General features: G+C 72.8%; 19 protein-coding genes and 1 other RNA gene. 14 read left to right on the top strand and 6 right to left on the bottom strand.

Annotated elements, in window-relative coordinates:
• Positions 1–795, bottom strand: a 795-nt coding sequence (locus K7B10_RS24985) for an FHA domain-containing protein (protein ID WP_229339278.1), incomplete at its 3' end; no start/stop codon positions are given.
• A 449-nt stretch (positions 796–1,244) separates the two neighbouring features.
• Between K7B10_RS24985 and K7B10_RS24990 the strand changes: the two genes are divergently transcribed.
• Positions 1,245–3,020: a serine/threonine-protein kinase gene (locus tag K7B10_RS24990; RefSeq protein ID WP_229339280.1), complete on the top strand. Its 1,776-nt coding sequence runs from the start codon at positions 1,245–1,247 to the stop codon at positions 3,018–3,020.
• A gap of 162 nt (positions 3,021–3,182) precedes the next feature.
• Positions 3,183–4,445, top strand: coding sequence for a serine/threonine-protein kinase (locus K7B10_RS24995; RefSeq protein WP_229339282.1), 1,263 nt, complete (start codon positions 3,183–3,185; stop codon positions 4,443–4,445).
• A gap of 120 nt (positions 4,446–4,565) precedes the next feature.
• Here K7B10_RS24995 and K7B10_RS25000 read toward each other — a convergent pair whose 3' ends face one another.
• Entirely contained in the window at positions 4,566–5,597 is a 1,032-nt protein-coding gene (locus tag K7B10_RS25000) for an isopenicillin N synthase family dioxygenase (RefSeq protein ID WP_229339284.1), read from the bottom strand.
• A gap of 313 nt (positions 5,598–5,910) precedes the next feature.
• Between K7B10_RS25000 and prfB the strand changes: the two genes are divergently transcribed.
• On the top strand, positions 5,911–7,020 hold the full coding sequence (gene prfB, locus K7B10_RS25005) for a peptide chain release factor 2 (RefSeq protein ID WP_030866654.1): 1,110 nt from the start codon (positions 5,911–5,913) through the stop codon (positions 7,018–7,020).
• Positions 7,021–7,143: 123 nt separating this feature from the next.
• On the opposite strand, the gene K7B10_RS25010 is transcribed toward prfB, so the two are convergent.
• A complete protein-coding gene (locus K7B10_RS25010; protein WP_229339286.1) occupies positions 7,144–7,338 on the bottom strand; it encodes a hypothetical protein in 195 nt (64 codons plus the stop codon).
• A gap of 264 nt (positions 7,339–7,602) precedes the next feature.
• Here K7B10_RS25010 and ftsE point away from each other — a divergent pair, with 264 nt between their 5' ends.
• The 5 genes from ftsE (at position 7,603) to ssrA (ending at position 11,510) form a co-directional block, all read left to right on the top strand.
• Positions 7,603–8,292, top strand: coding sequence for a cell division ATP-binding protein FtsE (ftsE, locus tag K7B10_RS25015; protein WP_030161344.1), 690 nt, complete (start codon positions 7,603–7,605; stop codon positions 8,290–8,292).
• Between the two features lie 17 nt (positions 8,293–8,309).
• Positions 8,310–9,242: a permease-like cell division protein FtsX gene (gene ftsX, locus K7B10_RS25020; RefSeq protein ID WP_229339288.1), complete on the top strand. Its 933-nt coding sequence runs from the start codon at positions 8,310–8,312 to the stop codon at positions 9,240–9,242.
• A 67-nt stretch (positions 9,243–9,309) separates the two neighbouring features.
• A complete protein-coding gene (locus K7B10_RS25025) occupies positions 9,310–10,515 on the top strand; it encodes a S41 family peptidase (protein WP_229339290.1) in 1,206 nt (401 codons plus the stop codon).
• Positions 10,516–10,533: 18 nt separating this feature from the next.
• Positions 10,534–11,019: an SsrA-binding protein SmpB gene (gene smpB / locus K7B10_RS25030; RefSeq protein WP_030866646.1), complete on the top strand. Its 486-nt coding sequence runs from the start codon at positions 10,534–10,536 to the stop codon at positions 11,017–11,019.
• Positions 11,020–11,121: 102 nt separating this feature from the next.
• Positions 11,122–11,510: a transfer-messenger RNA gene (gene ssrA, locus K7B10_RS25035) on the top strand.
• 71 nt (positions 11,511–11,581) lie between these two features.
• Here the strand turns inward: ssrA and K7B10_RS25040 are convergent.
• The 3 genes from K7B10_RS25040 to K7B10_RS25050 are packed head-to-tail and all read right to left on the bottom strand — an operon-like array spanning position 11,582 to position 13,384.
• Positions 11,582–11,839 carry a Txe/YoeB family addiction module toxin gene (locus K7B10_RS25040; RefSeq protein ID WP_308284635.1) on the bottom strand — a complete coding sequence of 86 codons (258 nt, stop codon included), beginning with the start codon at positions 11,837–11,839 and terminating at the stop codon, positions 11,582–11,584.
• Entirely contained in the window at positions 11,836–12,111 is a 276-nt protein-coding gene (locus K7B10_RS25045) for a type II toxin-antitoxin system Phd/YefM family antitoxin (RefSeq protein WP_229339292.1), read from the bottom strand. Before K7B10_RS25045 ends, K7B10_RS25040 begins: the two co-directional genes overlap by 4 nt.
• A gap of 28 nt (positions 12,112–12,139) precedes the next feature.
• Positions 12,140–13,384, bottom strand: coding sequence for an MFS transporter (locus K7B10_RS25050; RefSeq protein ID WP_229339294.1), 1,245 nt, complete (start codon positions 13,382–13,384; stop codon positions 12,140–12,142).
• Between the two features lie 84 nt (positions 13,385–13,468).
• On the opposite strand from K7B10_RS25050, the gene K7B10_RS25055 reads away from it, so the two are divergent.
• The 6 genes from K7B10_RS25055 (at position 13,469) to K7B10_RS25080 (ending at position 20,977) form a co-directional block, all read left to right on the top strand.
• Positions 13,469–14,434, top strand: a complete 966-nt coding sequence (locus K7B10_RS25055) for a LysR family transcriptional regulator (RefSeq protein WP_229339296.1) — start codon at positions 13,469–13,471, stop codon at positions 14,432–14,434.
• 97 nt (positions 14,435–14,531) lie between these two features.
• Positions 14,532–15,902, top strand: a complete 1,371-nt coding sequence (locus K7B10_RS25060; protein WP_229339299.1) for a nitrate/nitrite transporter — start codon at positions 14,532–14,534, stop codon at positions 15,900–15,902.
• 126 nt (positions 15,903–16,028) lie between these two features.
• Positions 16,029–17,222, top strand: a complete 1,194-nt coding sequence (locus K7B10_RS25065; RefSeq protein ID WP_229339301.1) for a uroporphyrinogen-III synthase — start codon at positions 16,029–16,031, stop codon at positions 17,220–17,222.
• A 137-nt stretch (positions 17,223–17,359) separates the two neighbouring features.
• Positions 17,360–17,884 carry a GNAT family N-acetyltransferase gene (locus tag K7B10_RS25070; RefSeq protein ID WP_267502337.1) on the top strand — a complete coding sequence of 175 codons (525 nt, stop codon included), beginning with the start codon at positions 17,360–17,362 and terminating at the stop codon, positions 17,882–17,884.
• Positions 17,885–17,974: 90 nt separating this feature from the next.
• Positions 17,975–18,544 (top strand): CGNR zinc finger domain-containing protein, encoded by a 570-nt coding sequence (locus K7B10_RS25075; protein ID WP_229345382.1) that lies wholly within the window; start codon positions 17,975–17,977, stop codon positions 18,542–18,544.
• A gap of 126 nt (positions 18,545–18,670) precedes the next feature.
• Positions 18,671–20,977: a HelD family protein gene (locus K7B10_RS25080; protein WP_229339305.1), complete on the top strand. Its 2,307-nt coding sequence runs from the start codon at positions 18,671–18,673 to the stop codon at positions 20,975–20,977.
• Positions 20,978–21,072 lie beyond the last annotated feature (95 nt).

Raw genomic sequence — 21,072 nt, forward strand, 5'->3', positions numbered from 1 at the left:
GCTCCACCCGGGCCCGGCGGAGCCGTGCTCCGCGCCGGCCCACGCGTCGCCGGACGGCGCGGCGGGCGCCCGCCCGGAGCCGGGCCCGCCGCTCCACCCCGCGCCGGAGGCGTCGGGTGCGGCGTCGCGTGCGGCCGGGCGGGCCGGGAGGGACAGGTGGCCTTCCAGGTCCGCGACCACCTGGAGGGCGGCCGGGGCGCCGGTGGCCAGGCGGAGCGTCGATTCGCCGATGCGCAGCAGCGCCCCCGGCGCCAGGGACACCGGCCGCGCGCCGACCACCGCGCCGTCCACCGTCGTGCCGTTCGTCGAGTCCAGGTCGGCCACGGTCACCCGGCCGTCCGGCATCACCGTCACCGCGCAGTGCAGCCGCGACACGTCCGGATCGTCCAGCGGGACATCGGCATCGGCCGAGCGCCCGATCCGGATCGCCCCCGGGTGCAGCAGGTGCACCCCGCCCGCGTCCGGCCCCGCCACCACGTGCAGCTGCGCGCCGTCCGTCCCGCCCGGCAGGACGTCCCCGTCCGGCAGGACGCCCGGCACCGGCGCGTGCAGCCCCAGCACCGCCCCGTCCACCAGCGGCGGCTCCCCGAGGACCCGGCGCTGGAGGTCCAGCCGCTCCGTACCGGCGTACAGCACGACCGTGCCGCCGGTGTCGGGCCCCCCGACGGTCGCCGCCAGCCCGGAGGCCACGGCGGCGAGCGCGGTGCCCACGGGCGCGGTGACGAGCACGTCACAGCCGGCGGGCGCGGTCTGGTGGCCGCTGCGCGACCCAAGGACGGTCAGCCGGATCTGCATCGCCGTCAGCGGTCCCTTCTGCGCGGTGCGCGGTGCGTGCGCCCGGCAGGGGTACGACGGGCATGGCCGCCCGATCAACCCCCCACCCGGCACGGCGCGTCGTCCGGTCAGGTCTGCCCGGAACGCGGGCTCCCGTCCCGGCCGTTCCGTACGGGTGCATCCTCGCACCTGTCGCCGACAACACGCCCGCCACCCGGCAATAAATGATCTTGAATGATCACACCCCTGCGCGTGTCGCGTACACGCCCGCGCGTGCGGCCTGGCCGAAAAGCGGAGCGCGGCCGGGGAAAATCGCCCCTGGCATACCCCTCAAACCTCACCCTTCGTACAAATGTGCGGCAACCAACCTACGGCGTCCCGCGTCTTCCCCGACGACACCCCCTAGAGTGGGCCGGAAAAAAGAAGCACGAAAACGAACCACAGCAGGACGACAGCAGGGAGCGCGAGACGTGCGGCCAGTCGGCAGCAAGTACCTGCTCGAGGAGCCGCTCGGACGCGGCGCCACGGGCACCGTCTGGCGTGCCCGCCAGCGGGAGACCGCCGGCGCGGAGGCAGCCGTCGCCGGGCAGCCCGGCGAGACCGTGGCCATCAAGGTCCTCAAGGAGGAGCTGGCCCAGGACGCGGACATCGTCATGCGCTTCCTGCGCGAGCGCTCGGTCCTGCTGCGCCTGACGCACCCCAACATCGTGCGCACCCGGGACCTCGTCGTCGAGGGCGATCTGCTCGCCCTGGTCATGGACCTGATCGACGGTCCGGACCTGCACAAGTACATCCGGCAGAACGGCCCCTTCACGCCGGTCGCCGCGAGCCTGCTGACCGCCCAGATCGCGGACGCGCTCGCCGCCAGCCACGCCGACGGCGTGGTCCACCGCGACCTGAAGCCGGCCAACGTCCTGCTCGACGAGCGCGGCGGCCAGATGAAGCCGATGCTCACCGACTTCGGCATCGCGCGCCTCGCCGACTCCCCGGGCCTGACGCGCACGCACGAGTTCGTCGGCACCCCCGCCTACGTGGCCCCCGAGTCCGCCGAGGGCCGCCCGCAGACCTCCGCCGTCGACATCTACGGCGCCGGCATCCTGCTCTACGAACTGGTCACCGGACGCCCGCCGTTCGCTGGCGGCACCGCCCTCGAAGTCCTCCACCGCCACCTCAGCGAGGACCCGCAGCGGCCGCCGAACGTGCCCGAGCCGCTCTGGATCGTCATCGAGCGCTGCCTGCGCAAGGAGCCGAACGAGCGCCCCAGCGCCGAGAACCTGGCCCGCGGGCTGCGCGTGGTCGCCTCCGGCATCGGCGTGCACAGCGCCCCCTCCGAGGTGGAGGCGGCCCTCGGCGTCGGCGCGCTGCTCGCGCCCGACCCCTCTCCGGCGCCGGTCCCCGAGACGCCAGGGGCCGGCGGCGCCGCCGACCCGACCCAGGTGCTGCCGAGCCGTGCCGCCGCCGCTTCGCCGATGGGCGCGTACGACCCGAACGGCATGACCAGCGTGCTCCCGCCGGTCGGCGCGGCCGACGCCACCTCGGTGCTGCCCGCCACGGGCGGCCCGGGCGGTCCCGGCGCGGACCCCACCTCGGTCATGCCCCCGGTGCAGCAGCCGGACGCGCCGCACCCGTGGCAGTCGCAGATGCGGGCCGCGCGCGACCGCAACGAGCAGACGCAGATGCAGTACCTCGACCCGAGCGAGGACCCCCTGCGCCGGCGCCCGCAGCGGCAGGCGCCCCCGCCGCCGCAGCAGCGGCCCCAGCAGCCCCCGCAGTACCGCCAGGGCCCGCCGCCTCAGCAGTACCAGCAGCAGCCGCAGTACCAGCAGCCCCCACAGCAGCCGTACTACCAGCAGCAGCCGCCGCCCCAGCAGTACCAGCAGCCGCAGCAGGCCCCGTACCAGCAGCAGCCCCAGCGGCAGCCCCAGCCCCAGCGGCAGGCGCCGCAGCAGCAGCCCCCGCAGGCCCCGCCGCCGCGGGCGCCCCGGGAACCGCGCGAGCCGCGCCCCCGCAGCGCCAACCCGGTCAAGATCCCGGGCCTGGGCTGCCTCAAGGGCTGCCTGGTGATGATCCTGCTGTTCGTGGTGGCGGGCTGGCTGGTCTGGGAGCTCACCCCGCTCCAGGAGTGGGTCGGCACCGGCAAGGGCTGGTGGGACCAGCTGTGGACCTGGGGCTCCGACATCGTCGACTGGGTCACCGCGCTCGGCGATACCGCAGGCAGCAGCGGCTCGGGCGGCGGCACGCCCTGAACCGGGGCCCCGTAGCACCGACTTCGGCGACTGGGTTGTGGATTTGTCGACTTCCAGGACGTGATTTCGCCCCCAGAAGTGAAGGTCGCCGTGTTCCGGGGCGTTCAACCCCCATCCGGCCGCGTAGCTTTGGTGCGTACGCCAGCCGCTGAGGGAGCAGTCGTGGCACGGAAGATCGGCAGCCGGTACACCGCGCACCAGATCCTGGGGCGCGGCAGCGCGGGCACGGTGTGGCTGGGCGAGGGGCCTGACGGGCCCGTCGCCGTCAAACTGCTGCGCGAGGACCTCGCGTCCGACCAGGAGCTGGTCGGACGCTTCGTCCAGGAGCGCAGTGCGCTGCTCGGCCTGGACCACCCGCACATCGTCTCCGTCCGCGACCTCGTCGTCGACGGCAACGACCTCGCCCTGGTCATGGACCTCGTGCGCGGTACGGACCTGCGCACGCGCCTCGACCGGGAGCGGCGGCTCGCCCCAGAGGCGGCCGTGGCGATCGTCGCGGACGTCGCCGACGCGCTGGCGGCGGCGCACGCGGCGGGGGTCGTGCACCGGGACGTGAAGCCCGAGAACGTCCTGCTGGACATGCAGGGGCCGCTGGGCCCCGGCGGCTCGCACCCGGCGCTGCTGACCGACTTCGGCGTGGCCAAGCTGATCGACTCGCCGCGGCGGGCGGCGTCCGGGGCGCCCGGTACGACGCGGGCCTCGGCCCCGACGACCCGGATCATCGGCACGCCGGACTACCTGGCTCCGGAGATCGTGGAGGGCCTGCCGCCCAGGGCGGCCGTGGACATATATGCCCTGGCCACGGTGTTGTACGAGCTGCTGGCGGGCTTCACGCCGTTCGGCGGGGGCCACCCGGGCGCGGTACTGCGCCGGCACGTGACGGAGACGGTGGTCCCGCTCCCCGGGATCCCGGACGAGCTGTGGCAGCTGATCGTGCAGTGCCTGGCCAAGGCGCCGGCCTCGCGGCTGAGGGCGTCGGAGCTCTCGCTGCGGCTGCGCGACCTGCTCCCCCTCCTGGCCGGGATGCCGCCGCTGGACGTGGACGAGCCGTACGAACCCGATCCGGACCCGGAGCCGGCGGAGCCGGTGGAAACCGACGGGCCGGTCCGCCGACGGGGCGTGGTCCCGCTGGTTCCCGGCTCGGCGACCGACTCGAACCGGGACACGCACACCTCGATGCGGGTTCCCGGGCCGGACGAGCTGGCCGGGGGCGCGCTGGGCACGGCGCGCGTCCCGCGCCCCGCGGGCGGCCACCGCCCGGGATCGGCCCGGCACCGGGCGGAGACGGCCCGCAAGCGGCGCCTGGCCCTGACGGCCGGGGCCGTGGCGCTGGCCGCCGCGCTCGGCGTGGGCACCTGGCTGGCCGCCTCCGGCGACGAGCCGCCGCCGCAGGACACGAAGCACTCCACCCCGGCCCGGCCCTAGTGGGGTGTCCGCAAAGTCCCGCCGCGGGGCCGCCCTCGGGGCGGACGGCGCTCCTTTGCGGACGCCCCCCGGCCGGAACCGGGGTGCCGGGGCCTTCGTGCGGGCCCGGGAACCGGGCGGCTACGCGTCGATGAGTTCCGGGTGCCAGCGGCGGGCCACCGCCGGGTGGGCCCGGGTCCAGCCCTTGAGCTCGTTGCGGCCGTACTGCGCGTGCAGCGGGTTCGACGCGTCGTGCGCGACGCCCGGCGCCGACCGCAGGTACTCGCCCGGCACCGTCTCGATCACCGCGTCCAGCCGCGGGTTGTAGAAGAACGGCACCGAGTACCGCTCCACCGCGCCGGGCGGGCTGACCACCCGGTGGTCCGTGGCCACCAGGTACCCCTCCGTCGCGATCTCCAGCAGCTCGCCCAGGTTGACCACGAACGCCCCCGGCAGCGGCGGGATGTCCAGGAACCCGTCCCCCTGCCGTACCTGCAGTCCGCCCACCCCGTCCTGCAGCAGCAGCGTCAGGAACCCGTAGTCCTTGTGCGCCCCGACCCCCTGGCCGGCCCCGGAGGGGGCCGATCCCGGGTAGCGGATCAGCTTCGTGTGCAGGTGCGGACGGTCCGCGAACGCCTCGTCGAAGAAGTCGGACGGCGCCCCGATCGCGGTCAGCAGCTCACGCAGCAGCCGGTGCGCCACCGCCGCCAGCCGGGCCTGCCACTCCAGCACCACCGGCCGCAGCTCCGGCAGCGCCTGCGGCCACTGGTTCGGGCCCTCCAGCCACAGGAACGCCGGGTCGTCCGGCCCCAGCTCCGGCGCCGGCCGCTCGGCGCCGACGTCCAGCTGGTCGCGCCAGTCGGAGGCCCCGCCGGTCAGCTCGTGGCCGATGCGGGTGTACCCGCGGAAGTGCGGCGAGTTCAGATTGCTCACGGCGAGCCGGTCGGCCTCCGGCAGGGCGAAGAAAGCCTTGGTCAGCTCAAGGATGCGGGCGGTCTCCGACTCGGTGATCCCGTGCCCGGTGAGGTACAGGAAGCCGGTGTCCCGGGCCACGGCGTGCAGCTTCTTCAGGAAGTCGGCCCGCTGGGCCGGGTCGTCGGCCTGCGACAGGTCGATGACGGGGAGCGCCGGAGCTGCGGAACCGGCGGAAAGATCGTTGTGCGCGGACGGCATGACGTCTCCGTTTCGGATGTCACGGGGTCCTGTTCCCCAGAGGTGTCGGGGCAGCGGATGGGGAGGGCCGCCGGCAGGGATGGAGCCGGAGCCGCTTGGGCCGCGTACAGGACCAAGTCGGATCGGGGTGGATCAGGCTTGGGGATGGTCCGGCGGCAGACAGCTCGTCGTCGTGACACGCATGTGGTCCACATGGCGGCGCTTGACGAGGAGCAGATTCATACCGTGAGCGTACGCCCGTTCCCGCGTTCATCAGAACGGGTGAACCGGCCTGGCCGGACAGTGCCGCCCGCGGACCGGCTACGCTGGACCCGTGGCAGTCGTCGATGTTTCCGAAGAGCTGAAGTCCCTCTCCTCGACCATGGGGTCGATCGAGGCCGTCCTGGACCTCGACAAGCTGAGGGCAGAAATCGCCGTGCTCGAGGAGCAGGCCGCCGCGCCGTCCCTGTGGGACGACCCGGAGGCCGCTCAGAAGATCACGAGCAAGCTTTCGCACCTCCAGGCCGAGGTCCGCAAGACCGAGACCCTGCGCGGGCGCATCGACGACCTCGCGGTGCTGTTCGACCTCGCCCAGGAGATGGACGACGCGGACACCCTCGCGGAGGCGGAGACGGAGCTGGTCTCCGTGCGCAAGGCGCTGGACGAGATGGAGGTCCGCACCCTGCTCTCCGGCGAGTACGCCGAGCGCGAGGCGCTGGTCAACATCCGCGCCGAGGCCGGCGGCGTCGACGCCTCCGACTTCGCCGAGCGCCTGCAGCGCATGTACCTGCGCTGGGCCGAGCGCCACGGCTACCCCACCGAGATCTACGAGACCTCGTACGCGGAAGAGGCCGGCATCAAGTCGACCACCTTCGTCGTCAAGGCCCCGTACGCCTACGGCACCCTCTCGGTCGAGCAGGGCACCCACCGCCTCGTGCGCATCTCGCCCTTCGACAACCAGGGCCGCCGCCAGACGTCCTTCGCCGGCGTCGAGGTGCTGCCGGTCGTCGAGACCAGCGACCACGTCGAGATCGACGAGGCCGAGCTGCGCGTGGACGTGTACCGGGCCTCCGGCCCCGGTGGCCAGGGAGTCAACACGACGGACTCCGCGGTGCGCATCACGCACATCCCGACCGGCATCGTCGTCTCCTGCCAGAACGAGCGCTCGCAGATCCAGAACAAGGCCAGCGCGATGAACGTGCTCCAGGCCAAGCTGCTGGAGCGGCGCCGCCAGGAGGAGAAGGACAAGATGGACGCCCTCAAGGACGGCGGAAGCTCCTGGGGCAACCAGATGCGGTCGTACGTCCTGCACCCGTACCAGATGGTCAAGGACCTGCGGACGGAGTTCGAGGTCGGCAACCCGCAGGCGGTGCTCGACGGCGAGATCGACGGCTTCCTCGAGGCCGGCATCCGCTGGCGCAAGCAGCAGGAGCAGACCGCTTAGCGGGAACGGCACGCGTAGCGGGAACCGGACGCGCGAAGGGCCCGGACACCTCAGGTGTCCGGGCCCTTCTCCGTCTGCTGTCCGCGTCGATGATCGGGGCGCGGCGGGGGGAGCTGCGCCGAGCTACGCCGTCTGCTGGGCCAGCAGGGCCAGGGCCGCGACGAGGACCACCAGGAGCACGATGAGCGCCATCGGGTTCAGGCCGCCGAAGGGGCCCTCCTGCTGCTGGAGGCGCTCCCGGTTCGCCCGGCACACCGGGCAGCGACCCTGGCTGACGGGCGCGGCGCAGTTCGCGCACACGAGCCGGTCATACGTCATGCGCTCTCCTCCTCTCGTCCCCTTGAACAACGAACAACTTGAACAACGCCTGAAGGAACGACTCCGTTCCCCTACCACTGTGCCAGCTCCGGCGACATTCGGCGCGGCCCGTCCGGGCAATCACGGACCATCCCTGGACGATCCCCCCCCGGACCAGGGGATATATCGGGCAACTCCGGACGCCGGGCCCCCACCCCCCGCCCGTTCGCGTATGGTCACGCACACCGACTCCGCACACCTACTCCCGGCGACCGTGGTGCACCCGTGATCCGATTCGACAACGTCTCCAAGTCCTACCCGAAGCAGAACCGCCCCGCACTCAGAGATGTCTCCCTGGACATCGCGAAGGGCGAGTTCGTCTTCCTGGTCGGCTCCTCCGGCTCCGGCAAGTCCACCTTCCTGCGGCTGGTGCTGCGCGAGGAGCGGGCGAGCCACGGCCAGGTCCACGTCCTCGGCAAGGACCTCGCCAAGCTCTCCAACTGGAAGGTCCCGCAGATGCGGCGCCAGCTGGGGACCGTCTTCCAGGACTTCCGCCTGCTCCCCAACAAGACGGTGGCCGAAAACGTCGCCTTCGCCCAAGAGGTCATCGGCAAGCCGAGGGGCGAGATCCGCAAGGCCGTCCCGCAGGTCCTGGAGCTCGTGGGCCTCGGTGGCAAAGAGGACCGCATGCCCGGCGAGCTCTCCGGCGGTGAGCAGCAGCGCGTGGCCATCGCCCGCGCGTTCGTCAACCGGCCGGCCCTCCTCATCGCGGACGAGCCCACCGGCAACCTCGACCCGCAGACCTCGGTCGGCATCATGAAGCTGCTGGACCGGATCAACCGGACCGGCACCACCGTGATCATGGCCACGCACGACCAGCAGATCGTGGACCAGATGCGCAAGCGCGTCATCGAACTCGAACAGGGCCGACTCGTGCGCGACCAGTCGCGCGGCGTCTACGGCTACCAGCACTGAAAGGCCCTTGAGACGTCATGCGCGCCCAGTTCGTCATGTCGGAGATCGGCGTAGGCCTCCGCCGCAATCTCACCATGACCTTCGCGGTCATCATCTCCGTGGCCCTGTCGCTGGCCCTGTTCGGCGGTTCCCTGCTCATGCGCGACCAGGTGAGCAAGATGAAGGGCTACTGGTACGACAAGGTCAACGTCTCGATCTACCTCTGCAACAAGAGCGACGCGGAGGACAACGGCGAGAGCGGGAGCAAGGCCTGTGCCAAGGGCGCGGTCACTCCCGAGCAGAAGCAGCAGATCGAGACCGACCTGAAGAAGATGGACCTCGTCGAGACGGTCCACTACGAGTCCTCCGACGAGGCCTACAAGCACTACAAGGAGCGCTTCGGGCACACCGCGCTCGCTTCGGTGATCACCCCGGACCAGATGCCCGACTCCTTCCGGGTGAAGCTCAAGCAGCCCGAGAAGTACAAGGTCATCACGACCGCCTTCGCGGGCCGCGACGGCGTCCAGTCGGTCGCCGACCAGCACACCGAGCTCGACAACCTCTTCACGATGCTCGGCTACCTCAACTGGGCCGCCCTCGGCATCATGCTCATCATGCTGATCGTGGCCCTGCTGCTGATCGTCAACACCGTGCGCGTCTCCGCCTTCAGCCGGCGGCGGGAGACGGGGATCATGCGGCTCGTGGGCGCCTCCAGCTTCTACATCCAGGTGCCGTTCATCATGGAGGCGGCCTTCGCGGGCCTCATCGGCGCCGTGTTCGCCTGCGCCATGCTCGGCGCCGGCCAGTACTTCGTCATCGACCACGGCGCCTCGCTGCGCACGAAGATGGAGCTGATCAACTTCATCGGCTGGGACTCCGTGTTGACGAAGCTGCCGTTGGTGCTGGTCATCGGGGTGCTGATGCCCTCGCTGGCCGCTTTCATCGCATTGCGCAAGTACCTGAAGGTGTGACGAGCGCCCCGTGTGAGGTCCGCCCAACCCGCCGTGCCTCCACGGGGCTTGTCCTAGACTCGGCGCCATGCCGGGACTGCCCGCCTTCTGTCTCCGGCCCCGCGACCTGCGTCGCGGGGCCGCTCTGACGTTGGCCTTCATCGCAGCCGTGGGCACGGCGGCGGGTACCGGCTGCTGGGACCGCGCGGACGCCGTCGGCGCCGGGTTAGCGGCCGCCGGTACGCAGAATCCCGCGGCCGGACCCGAGGCTTCCCGGGAGGCCGGGACCGGGACCGCGACGGCCGACCGCGAGGCCGTCGCCCGCGCCGCGGCCGAAGCCGCCGCCGAGGGCAAATCCGGCAAGAAGGCCGCCGAGGAAGTGGTCAGCCGCAGCGGCGACCGCTGGGGCATGGTCTACGACCAGGGCGAGTACGCCGCCTTCACCGAGGACCTCGACGGCCGCTGGACCGGAGTCGGCCTCTGGATCGAGAGCCGCCGGGACGACCGCATCGCCGTCGAGAAGGTCCAGCCCGGCAGTCCCGCCGACCGTTCCGGCCTGCGCGCCGGGGACCGGCTGCTGAGCGTCGACGGCCACGCCGTCACCGGCCTGCGCGTCGGCGACGTGGTCGCCCTGCTGCGCGGCGGCGCCGGCACCCCGGTCGTCCTGCACCTCACCCGGGACGGCGCCGACCTCACCGAGACCCTGCGCCGCGAGCAGCTGCACACCGAGCCCGTGACCGTACGGGAACTCCCGGGCGGGATCACCGTCATCAAGGTCGCCTCCTTCAGCCGCGGCTCGGGCGAACAGGTCCGGGCCGCCGTCCGCGCGGCCGGGCCGGGCACCGGCTTCATGCTCGACCTGCGCGGCAACCCGGGCGGTCTCGTCACCGAGGCCGTGACGGCCGCCTCGGCGTTCCTGGACGGCGGGCTGGTGGCCACGTACGACGTACGCGGGGCCCAGCGCGCCCTGTACGCGAGCCCGGGCGGGGACACCGCGAGGCCCCTGGTGACGCTGGTCGACGGCGGCACGATGAGCGCGGCGGAGCTGGTGACGGGCGCCCTCCAGGACCGCGGCCGCGCGGTGGCGGTGGGCACGAGGACCTTCGGCAAGGGCTCGGTGCAGATGCCGACGCCGCTCCCGGACGGCTCGGTGGCGGAGCTGACGGTGGGCACGTACCGCACCCCGGCCGGCCGCAGCCTCGACGGCAGCGGCATCACCCCCGACCTCGCGGCGGGCGAGGGGGCCGAGGAACGGGCCCGCACGGTATTGGGTGGCCTCGGGGTGGGTCCGTAGTGCGAAAATGAGCGCACTATGGCTAAGGAAACAGGGCGCAAGCTGATCGCCCAGAACAAGAAGGCGCGGCACGACTACACGATCATCGACACCTACGAGTGCGGCCTCGTGCTCACGGGTACCGAGGTCAAGTCCCTGCGCCAGGGCCGGGCCTCGCTGGTGGACGGGTTCGTGTCGGTGGAGAGCGGCGAGGCCTGGCTCTACAACGTGCACGTGCCGGAGTACAGCCAGGGCACCTGGACCAACCACAGCGCCCGCCGCAAGCGCAAGCTCCTGCTGCACCGCGAGGAGATCGACAAGCTGGACTCGAAGACCGGCGAGACGGGCAACACGATCGTGCCGCTCTCGCTGTACTTCAAGGACGGCCGTGCGAAGGTCGAGATCGCGCTGGCGAAGGGCAAGAAGGAGTACGACAAGCGCCAGGCGCTGCGCGAGAAGCAGGACACGCGCGAGACGAACCGGGTCATCTCGGCCGTGAAGCGCAAGGAGCGCGGTCAGCTGTAATCTCCTGGCATCCCGTGGTCCACTTCGCGTACCATGGCGTCAGCACCCGCCGCTCGCGGTGGGAGCAGTTTGTGAAGTATCTAATTGAACAGCGTGAAACATGGGGATGATCGGTTTCGACAGCGGATGTCGATGCAGGGGAAGCGAGCCGAGGAAGCGGCAATGATCTCGCTAACCACATGTCGCAAAAAATAATCGCCAACTCCAAGAGCGATAACTCCCGCTTCACCCTCGCTGCCTAATAACAGTGAGCTGAAGCCTCTGTGAGGAGCGTCAGCCCGGAAGTGGTCCCGGTCCGGATCCTGGCGTCAATTAGGGATCTAAACCTCTAGCCCCGGTCACGGGGGTTGGAGGGAAACCAAACAGTGACTGAGCCCGTCGGAGACTTGTCCGTGTGATCTCCGGGGCCGAGAAAAGCGCAGCGGACTGCGCTCGGAGAAGCCCTGCTTCTGCACCGTTGGACGCGGGTTCGATTCCCGCCATCTCCACTCATCCCATGTGGGCGAAGGCCCCGCAGCCACCAGGCTGCGGGGCCTTCGTCATGCCCGGAGCGTCCGCGGCATCAGTAGTGGTAGCGCGCCGTGAGCACCTTCACTTCCTTCTCGTCCGCCCGGTACACGAGGCGGTGCTCGTCGTCGATGCGGCGGGACCCGTAGCCGGACAGTTCCCCCTTCAGCGGTTCGGGCTTGCCGATGCCGGTGAACGGGTCGCGCCGGATCTCGCCGATCAGACGGGTGATCCGGCGGGCCATCTTCAGGTCGGAGGAGAGCCAGAACAGGAAGTCCTCCCACGCGGCAGGGTCGAAGTGAACGCTCCTCACTCCTCCCCACCGGCCAGTCGCCGCAGCTCGTCCATGCTCTTGGCGACCGACGCCGCGCCCTCGCGGTCGCGCGCGACGGCCTCCACCAGCCGCTGGGCGTTGGCGGGGGAGCGCAGCAGGTAGACGGTCTCCTGCCAGGAGTCGTAGTCGTCGGCGGACATCAGAACGGCGTCACCGTTCCTGGACGTGATGCGCACCGGGGTGTGGTCGGTGTTGACCCGTTCGATCAGCGGGAACAGGGTCGCCCTGGCTTCACTGGCGCTTATGGACATGATCCGCTCCTCCGGTGGTGGTACGTCTTTACGGTACCTGGCTCGTACCGGAAAGTCGTACCGGTCGGCAGATGAGGAGGGCCAGGACGGCCGCCGCCGCCGGGAGGGCGTAGGGGGTCGTGGGGCCCAGGTGGTCGATCAGGGTGCCCGCCGCGGCCGCGCCCAGGGCTATGCCCGTCAGGATGGCCGTCACCGCCAGGGTCATCGACTCGTTGAGGCGGCCCTCGGGGGCGAGGGCGTGGACGCGGGACATCGCCGTGACCATGGTCGGGGCCGTGGCCATGCCGGCCAGGAGGAGGGCGGCGGCCAGCAGGGGGAGGGAGCCGGTGGCCGCCGCCGCCCAGGGGAGGGCCAGGGCCGCGGTCAAGGTGATCAGGCAGGTCCGCAGGGTCCGGGGGCGCAGGGTGCCGTAGAGCAGGCCGGCCGCGCAGGAGCCCGCCGCCTGCAGGGCCAGGACCAGGCCGGTGGCGGCGCCCAGGCCGCGGGCCTCGAGGTGGGCGATCGACGTCACCTCCATCGAGCCGAACAGCACCCCGAGGGGAGCGAAGAGGGCCAGTGCGGGCATCAGGGGGCGGAGCGGGGAGCTGCCGGCCCGGGGTGGCGATGCCGGGGGCTGCGTCCGGCGCTGGGCCGTGAAGAGGAGCATGCCCGTCAGGAGCAGGGCTGCCGCGGTGAGGGTGCCCGCCTCCGGGAAGGCGGCCGAGCAGAGGAACGCCGCCACCACCGGGCCGAGCATGTAGCACAGCTCGTCGGCGGCCTGCTCGAACGACATCGCCGTGTGGTGCGCTGCGGGGGAGTCGCGCAGCAGGTGGGTCCAGCGGGCCCGGGACATGCCGCCGATGTTGGGGGTGGTCGCGGTGGCGGCGTACGAGGCGAACAGGGTCCAGGCGGGGGCGTGCGCACGGACGCAGGCGACCAGTGCCACCGAACCGAGCACCGCGATCAGCGTCGCCGGCACGGCGACCCGGGCCTGGCCGTACCGGTCGACCATGCGGGCGGTCCACGGCGCGACCAGCGCGGTGGCGGCCAGTCCGGTGGCGGTGACCGCGCCGGCGAGGGCGTACGAGCCGCGCTGGCCGGCGATCATCATGACCGCACTGATGCCGAACATGCCCATGGGCAGGCGCGCCAGCAGGTTCCCGGCCGTGAAGGCCCGGGTCCCGGGATACGAGAAGAGGCGGGCGTACGGGCCCTGTGCGCGGGGGCGGCGGTGGTGGTGCGGGGCGGGGGCTATCACGAGCGTCGAGCCCGTCACGGTCATCAGCGGCGGCATGATCCAAGGCTCCGGCGCGGGGCCCCCGGGCGTCCAACACCTGTTCCGGAGCCATTCACCCGGTTCCGTTGTTAGTCTCCCTGCGTGATACCCCGTGATGTGGAACCCCGGCTGCTGCGCGGGTTCGTCGCCGTGGCCGAGGAACTGCACTTCACCCGCGCCGCCGCCCGCCTGTACGTCGCCCAGCAGGCGCTGAGCCGCGACGTACGGCGGCTGGAAACAGCCCTGGGCGCGGGGCTGTTCGTACGGACCACGCGCGCCGTCGAGCTGACCGCCGACGGGGAGCGGCTGCTGCCCCTGGCCCGGCGGGTGCTGGCCGCGCACGAGGCGCTCGCCGCCGCCTTCGGCGGCCCCCGGGCGCTGCTCGTCGACCTCAACACCGACGGGCCGAGCACCGCCCGCACCGTCCTGGAGCGGGCCCGCGAACTCGCCCCGGACTGCGAGCTGATGGCCCGCTTCGAGAGCGGGCTGACCTACGCCGCGGCCGAGGTCGCCGCCGGGCGCCTCGACGTGTCCTTCGGGTACGCCGACGGCCTGGACCCGGCGCTGCGGGCCCGCCTCGCGCACCGGCCCGTGCGGTACGAGCCGCTCGCGGTGCTGCTCCCCGAGGGGCACCCGCTGGCCGCGCGGGCCGACGTACCGCTGGACGCGCTGGCCGGGGAGAGCGTGTACGCGGGGGCCGGCAATCCGCGGACCCTGGAGTGGACCGGCCTCGCCCGCGAGCTGCTGGAGGGCCGCGGGATCGCGCTCGCGCCGCCCGCGCCCGTGGCCATGGGGAAGGACGAGTTCGGCCGGGTCATGGCCAAGACGCGCAATCCGGTCCTGGTGACCGTGGACTTCCTCGACCTGCCCGGGTCCGTGAAGCGGCCGCTGGTCGACCCGGTGCCGCTGTCCCCGCTGTCGATGGTGTGGCGCAAGGGTTTCAGCCACCCCGGGCTCGACGCGCTGCACCGGGCCGCGGACCTCCTCGCCGCCGGACACGGCTGGCTGGAGGTGCCCCCGGCGAGCTGGCGCCCCGCCGCGCTCACAGGCGGCCCCGGCGGCGGGTGAGTGCAAGGTTTCCCGCCGGTCATCCGGTGGGGACCGGGGCCGAAACGCGCCGTTCCTACGGTCGTCACCACGGACGCGAGAGCTGTGGAGGCGTGTGATGACCGGTACGACCGCACCGCGCAAGGGGGGCCGCTGGATCGAGCGGTGGGAACCCGAGGACGAGACCTTCTGGAAGGAGTCCGGGGAGCGCATCGCCCGCCGGAACCTGCTCTACTCGGTGCTCTCCGAGCACATCGGGTTCTCCATCTGGACCCTGTGGTCGGTGATGGTGCTGTTCATGGGTCCCGGGTACGGGATCGACCCGGCCGGGAAGTTCTTCCTCATCGGGACGGCCACCTTCGTGGGCGCCCTCGTCCGGGTGCCGTACACCTTCGCCGTCGCCCGCTTCGGCGGCCGCAACTGGACCGTCGTCAGCGCCCTGCTGCTGCTCGCGCCGACCGGGGCCGCGCTGGTCGTCATGGAGCCGGGGACCTCGTACGGGACCTTCCTGGCGGTCGCCGCGCTGACGGGTGTGGGCGGCGGCAACTTCGCCTCCTCCATGACCAACATCAACGCCTTCTTCCCGCTGCGCAAGAAGGGCTGGGCGCTCGGCCTGAACGCGGGCGGCGGGAACATCGGCGTGCCCGTGGTGCAGCTCGTCGCCCTGCTGGTCATCGGGACCGCCGGGGCCGGGCACCCGAGGCTGCTGCTGGCGGTCTACCTGCCGCTGATCGTGGCCGCGGCGGCGCTGGCCCTGCTGCGGATGGACAACCTGGCGCCCGTGCGCAATGACACCGGAGCCGTCCGCGAGGCGGTCCGCGACGCCCACACCTGGATCATGGCGTTCCTGTACATCGGAACCTTCGGTTCCTTCATCGGCTACAGCTTCGCCTTCGGCCTCGTCCTCCAGACGCAGTTCGGCCGCACTCCCCTCCAGGCCGCCTCGCTCACCTTCGTCGGGCCGCTGCTCGGCTCGCTGATCCGGCCCGTCGGGGGCGCCCTCGCGGACCGGTTCGGCGGCGCCCGGATCACCCTCGCGACGTTCGTCGCCATGGCGGGCGCGACCGGGATCGTCGTCTACGCCTCGGGCGAGGAGTCGCTGCCCGTCTTCCTCGTCGGGTTCGTGGCGCTGTTCGTGCTCAGCGGGCTCGGGAACGGCTCCACGTACAAGATGATCCCCGGCATCTTCCAGGCCAAGGCGCTGGCGCGGGGCATGGGCGTCGAGGCGGCGGCCGCGTACGGGCGCCGGCTGTCCGGGGCCGCCATGGGGCTCATCGGCGCGGTCGGCGCACTCGGCGGCCTCGGCATCAACCTGGCCTTCCGGGAGGCGTTCTCGACCTCCGGGTCCGGGACGGCCGCCTTCGTCACCTTCCTCGGCTTCTACGCGGCGTGCTGCGCGGTGACGTGGGCGGTATACCTTCGCCGGTCCGCCCCCGCGGTGCTCCCGGCGACCGGGGCCGGGGCGAAGCCGCAGCTCACATCGGTGTAACGGCGGTTTACGGACACGAAATACGGCGGAACCGAGCCTGACACGCCGAGTTGACAGGCTCGGTTCCGTTCCCGCGGCATGTGATCGCGCGACGTGATGACGACCCACTGGGCAAGGCAGGTCACCATGGACGACACCCGTACAGTCGCCACCCCGACGGCCACCCCGACGGCCACCCCGACGGCCACCCCCGCGGCGGGCCCGCTCGCGGGATTCACCGTGGGGGTCACCGCGGCCCGGCGGGCGGACGACCTGATCGCCCTGCTGCGCCGGCGGGGGGCCACCGTCGTGCACGCCCCGGCCCTGCGGATCGTGCCGCTGGCCGACGACAGCGAACTGCTCGCCGCGACGAAGGAGTTGATCGCCTGCCCGCCGGACACGGTCGTCGCCACCACCGCGATCGGATTCCGCGGGTGGATCGAGGCCGCCGACGGGTGGGGGATCGGCGAGGAGCTGCTGGCGCGGCTGCGGGCCACCGAACTGCTGGCGCGCGGGCCGAAGGTGAAGGGGGCCGTCCGGGCCGCCGCTCTGGTGGAGACCTGGTCCCCGCAGTCCGAATCCCTCGCGGAGGTGCTCGACCGGATGCTGGCCGCCGGGGTCGCCGGGCGGCGCATCGCGCTGCAGCTGCACGGGGAGCCGCTGCCCGGCTTCGTCGAGGCGCTGCGGGCCGGCGGGGCCGAGGTGGTCGTGGTCCCCGTGTACCGGTGGATGGCGCCGGAGGACCTCGCGCCGATGGACCGGCTGCTGGACGCGGTGGCCGCCGGAGCCGGCGCGATCGACGCGGTGAGCTTCACCTCGGCTCCGGCGGCGGCGTCGCTGCTGGCGCGGGCGCGGGAGCGGGGGATGGACGGGGCGGTGCTCGCGGCGCTGCGGGGGGACGTGCTGTCGGCGTGCGTGGGGCCGGTGACGGCGCTGCCGCTGCAGGCGCACGGGGTGGACACGGTGCAGCCGGAGCGGTTCCGGCTGGGGCCGCTGGTGCAGCTGCTGTGCCAGGAGCTGCCGGGGCGGGCGCGGGTGCTGCCGGTGGCGGGGCACCGGATGGAGATCCGGGGGCACGCGGTGCTGCTGGACGCGGAGCTGCGGGCGGTGCCGCCCGCGGGGATGGCGCTGCTGCGGGCGCTGGCCCGGCGGCCGGGGTGGGTCGTGGGCCGGGCGGATCTGTTGCGGGCACTGCCGGGGGCGGGGCGGGACGAGCACGCCGTGGAGACGGCGATGGCCCGGCTGCGGGGGGCGCTGGGTGTGCCGAACCTGATCCAGACCGTGGTGAAGAGGGGGTACCGGCTGGCGCTGGACGCGGGTGAATGCGCGCCGGTGGACTGACCGGTCGGTCGCCGTGGCGTGCGGGGGCGCCCGCCTCGCACCCCCGTACCCCCTGCCCCGCGCCCCGGACGCGGGCGGGGCTGGATGTGGCGGCCTGGGTTGGCTAGCGTGCCCTGGTGATCATTGACGGGGTGGAGATGCGGGCCGTCGAGGCCGGGGACGCCGCCGGGCTGGCCGACACGCTGACGCGCAACCGGGAGTTCATGGCGCCCTTCGAGCCGTGGCGGTCCGAGGTGTTCTTCACCGAGGCGGGGCAGGCCGCGCGGATCGAGGCGCTGCTCGCCGAGCGCGACGCCGGGCGCGTCGCCTCGTACGTGCTCGTCGAGACCGGATCCGGCGCGCCCGTCGGGATGATCAACCTCGGCAGCATCGTCCTCGGCCCCTTCCGCAGCGGCGGCATCGGCTACTGGGTCGACCGGGCCTGGCACGGCAGGGGGCTGGCCACCGCCGCCACCCTGGAGGTCTGCCGGATCGCCCGCGACGCGTACGGGCTGCACCGCGTCGAGGCCGGGACACTCGTCGACAACCTGGCCTCGCAGCGGGTCCTGGCCAAGGCCGGGTTCGAGCAGTACGGGCTCGCCCCCCGCTACCTGCACATCAACGGCGCCTGGCGCGACCACCGCCTCTTCCAGCGCCTCCTCCACGACGAACCGCCGCTCTGAGCGCAGCCCCCGTACGGGGGGTTCCGCATCGCCCCGGCGCCCGGCACTCTGAGAAGCACGCGCACCCCTAGGCAAGAGGCGGTGACGGGCATGTGGTTCGACTCCGGGCGGGTGTGCCTGGACCTGGTGGCCACTTTCGCCGCCCCCGCGGGCGCCGAGGAGATCCAGGACGGTGACGACCTGCGGTTGTGGCTGACCGGAGCCGGGCTCGTGCCCGACCGGACGCCGATCGCCCGGGTGGGCCCCGACTGGGTGGAGGCCTTCCGGGCCCTGCGCCGCGACGTGGGGAGCCTCGTACGGGCCGAGCTCGCCGGGGCCGGTCCCGACGAGGGCGCGCTGGCCCGGGTCAACGCACTGGCCGCCGGTCCACCCCCGGGACTGTGTGCCGTACAAGACCAAGAGGGGCACCTCGTGCGGGAGTTGTGCGGCGGCGTGGAATGCGGTGCGCTGCTCGCCGCCGTGGCCCGGGACGCCGTGGAACTGCTCACCGATCCCGGCGAACGGGACCTGCTGCGCTCCTGCGAAGGGGACGGCTGCACCCGCGTCTACCTGGACACTTCGCGCGGACACCGGCGGCGCTGGTGCTCCAGCGAGCTGTGCGGCAACCGCGAGAGGGTCGCCCGGCACCGCCGCAGGGTGCTCGCGGCCCGTCCCGGGTAGGTACCGGAGGGCGTCCGGAAGGCGATCGGGCAGTGATCTTCGCCCGGTCACCGGAACGGGCGTGCGGACAGGGCGCAGCTTCGCGTACGGTTGACGGTCGCCCATGCACGTCAGAAGGGGGCCTTGGTGGCCGCGCAGAATGCCGCTGTCGACAGCACGGCGGATTCCGTCCGCGATCGGGAGATCGCGGTCGAGCAGACGCATCTGGACCAGGTGTACCGCCGCCTCGAGGAGAAGATCGACGAGGCCGAGTTCCTGATGAACGACGCGGCCAAACGCGGTCAGGTCGGCACGCCCGGCGCGCTCGCCGAACGCGACGCGCAGGTCTTCCGGGCGGGCATCCACCTGAACCGGCTGAACAACGAGTTCGAGGACTTCCTCTTCGGCCGGATCGACCTGGTCCTCGGCAAGGACGGGGAGCGCGGCCCCGACGGGGCGTACACCTCCGTCGAGCCGGCCGACGACGCGATCCGCGAGGACCTCACCGCCGACATCGCCGAAACGCTCCACATCGGGCGCATCGGCGTGCTCGACGCCGACTACGCGCCGCTGGTCATCGACTGGCGGGCGCCGGCCGCCGCGCCGTTCTACCGCTCCACGCCCAAGGACCCGGGCCGCGTCGTACGGCGCCGCGTCATCCGCTCCAAGGGCCGCAAGGTGCTCGGCGTCGAGGACGACCTGATGCGCCCGGAGATCACCGCCTCCCTCGACGGCCGGGAGCTGCCCGCCATCGGCGACGGCGCCCTGATGGCCGCGCTCGGGCGGGCCCGCACGCACTCGATGCGGGACATCGTCTCTTCCATCCAGGCCGAGCAGGACATGGTGATCCGGGCCCCCGCCGCCTCGGTCGCCGAGGTCGCGGGCGGGCCCGGCACCGGCAAGACCGCCGTCGCCCTGCACCGCGCCGCCTACCTGCTCTACCAGGACCGGCGCCGCTACTCCGGCGGCATCCTGATCGTCTCGCCGACCCCGCTGCTCGTCGCCTACACCGAGGGCGTGCTGCCCTCGCTCGGCGAGGAGGGCCAGGTCGCCATCCGGGCGCTCGGCTCGCTGGTCGACGGCGCCGAGGCGACCACGTACGACGAACCGGCCGTGGCCCGCGTCAAGGGCTCCTCGCGCATGCGCAAGGTGCTCCACAAGGCCGTACGGGGCGCACTCGAACTCGGTGACGCCCCCGAGCGGCTGCGCGTCGTGGCCTTCGGGCGGCGCCAGGAGCTGGAGGCCGACGAGCTGAACCGGATCCGGCAGAACGTGCTCAGCGGCACCGCGCCCGTGAACCTGCTGCGCCCGCGCGCCCGCAAGCTGCTCCTCGACGCCCTGTACTCGAGATCCGGCGGGGCCGGCCGGCACAGCGATCCGGAGCTGGCCGCCGAGCTGCGCTCCGCGTTCGACGAGGACATCTCCACCGAGGACGCGTTCATCGACTTCCTGAACGCCTGGTGGCCCGAGCTGACCCCGCGCGCGGTGCTCGCCGCGATGGCCGACGAGCGCCGGCTCGGCCGCTGGTCGCGGCGGGTCCTGAACCCGCGCGAGTCCCGCCAGCTGGCGCGCTCGCTGCGCCGGGTGGGCCCGGACGGCAAGGGTCCGCTGTCGGTGCACGACGTGGCGCTGCTGGACGAGCTCCAGCTGCTGCTCGGCGCCCCGGCGCGGCCCAAGCGCAAGCGGCAGCTCGACCCGCTCGACCAGCTCAGCGGGCTGGAGGAGCTCATGCCGACCCGCGAGGAGACCCAGTGGGAGCGGGCGGAGCGGATCGCGGCGGAGCGCACCGAATACGCGCACGTGATCGTCGACGAGGCGCAGGACCTGACGCCGATGCAGTGGCGGATGGTCGGCCGCCGGGGCCGGATGGGCACCTGGACGGTGGTCGGAGACCCGGCGCAGTCCTCGTGGACGGACCCGGAGGAGGCGGCCGAGGCGCGGGACGAGGCCCTGGGGTCCCGGCCGCGCCGCCGGTTCACCCTCACGGTGAACTACCGCAACCCGGCGGAGGTCGCGGAGGTCGCGGCCCGGGTGCTGCGGCTGGCGATGCCGGGCATGGAACCGCCGACGGCGGTCCGCTCCACGGGGCTGGAGCCCCGCTTCACGGCCGCGGGCGCAGATCTGGGCGCCGCGGTCCGCGAGGAGACGCGCAGGCTGCTGGAGCAGGTCGACGGCACGGTCGGCGTGGTCGTGGCCATGGACCGGCGCGCGGAGGCCGCGGGCTGGCTGGCGGACCTGGGGGAGCGGGCGGTGGCGCTCGGCAGCCTGGAGGCCAAGGGGCTGGAGTACGACGCCACGGTGGTCGTCTCCCCGGCGGAGATCGCCGACGAGTCCCCGGCGGGCCTGCGGGTCCTGTACGTGGCCCTGACCCGCGCGACGCAGCAGCTGACGGTGGTCTCCGCCGGCCGCGACGAGCCCGACGCGGACGGGGTGCCGGCGCTGCTGAAGCCGTAGGGGGTCCGCGCTCCGCGGGACCGCGTGGCACGGATGGCTCGCGGCCACACGCGTGGTGAGGCGAGGTCAACCCCCTGGAGGGGGATCGCTTCCGG

The organism is Streptomyces flavotricini, assembly GCF_020639365.1.
In the GTDB taxonomy this organism is placed as follows: domain Bacteria; phylum Actinomycetota; class Actinomycetes; order Streptomycetales; family Streptomycetaceae; genus Streptomyces; species Streptomyces flavotricini.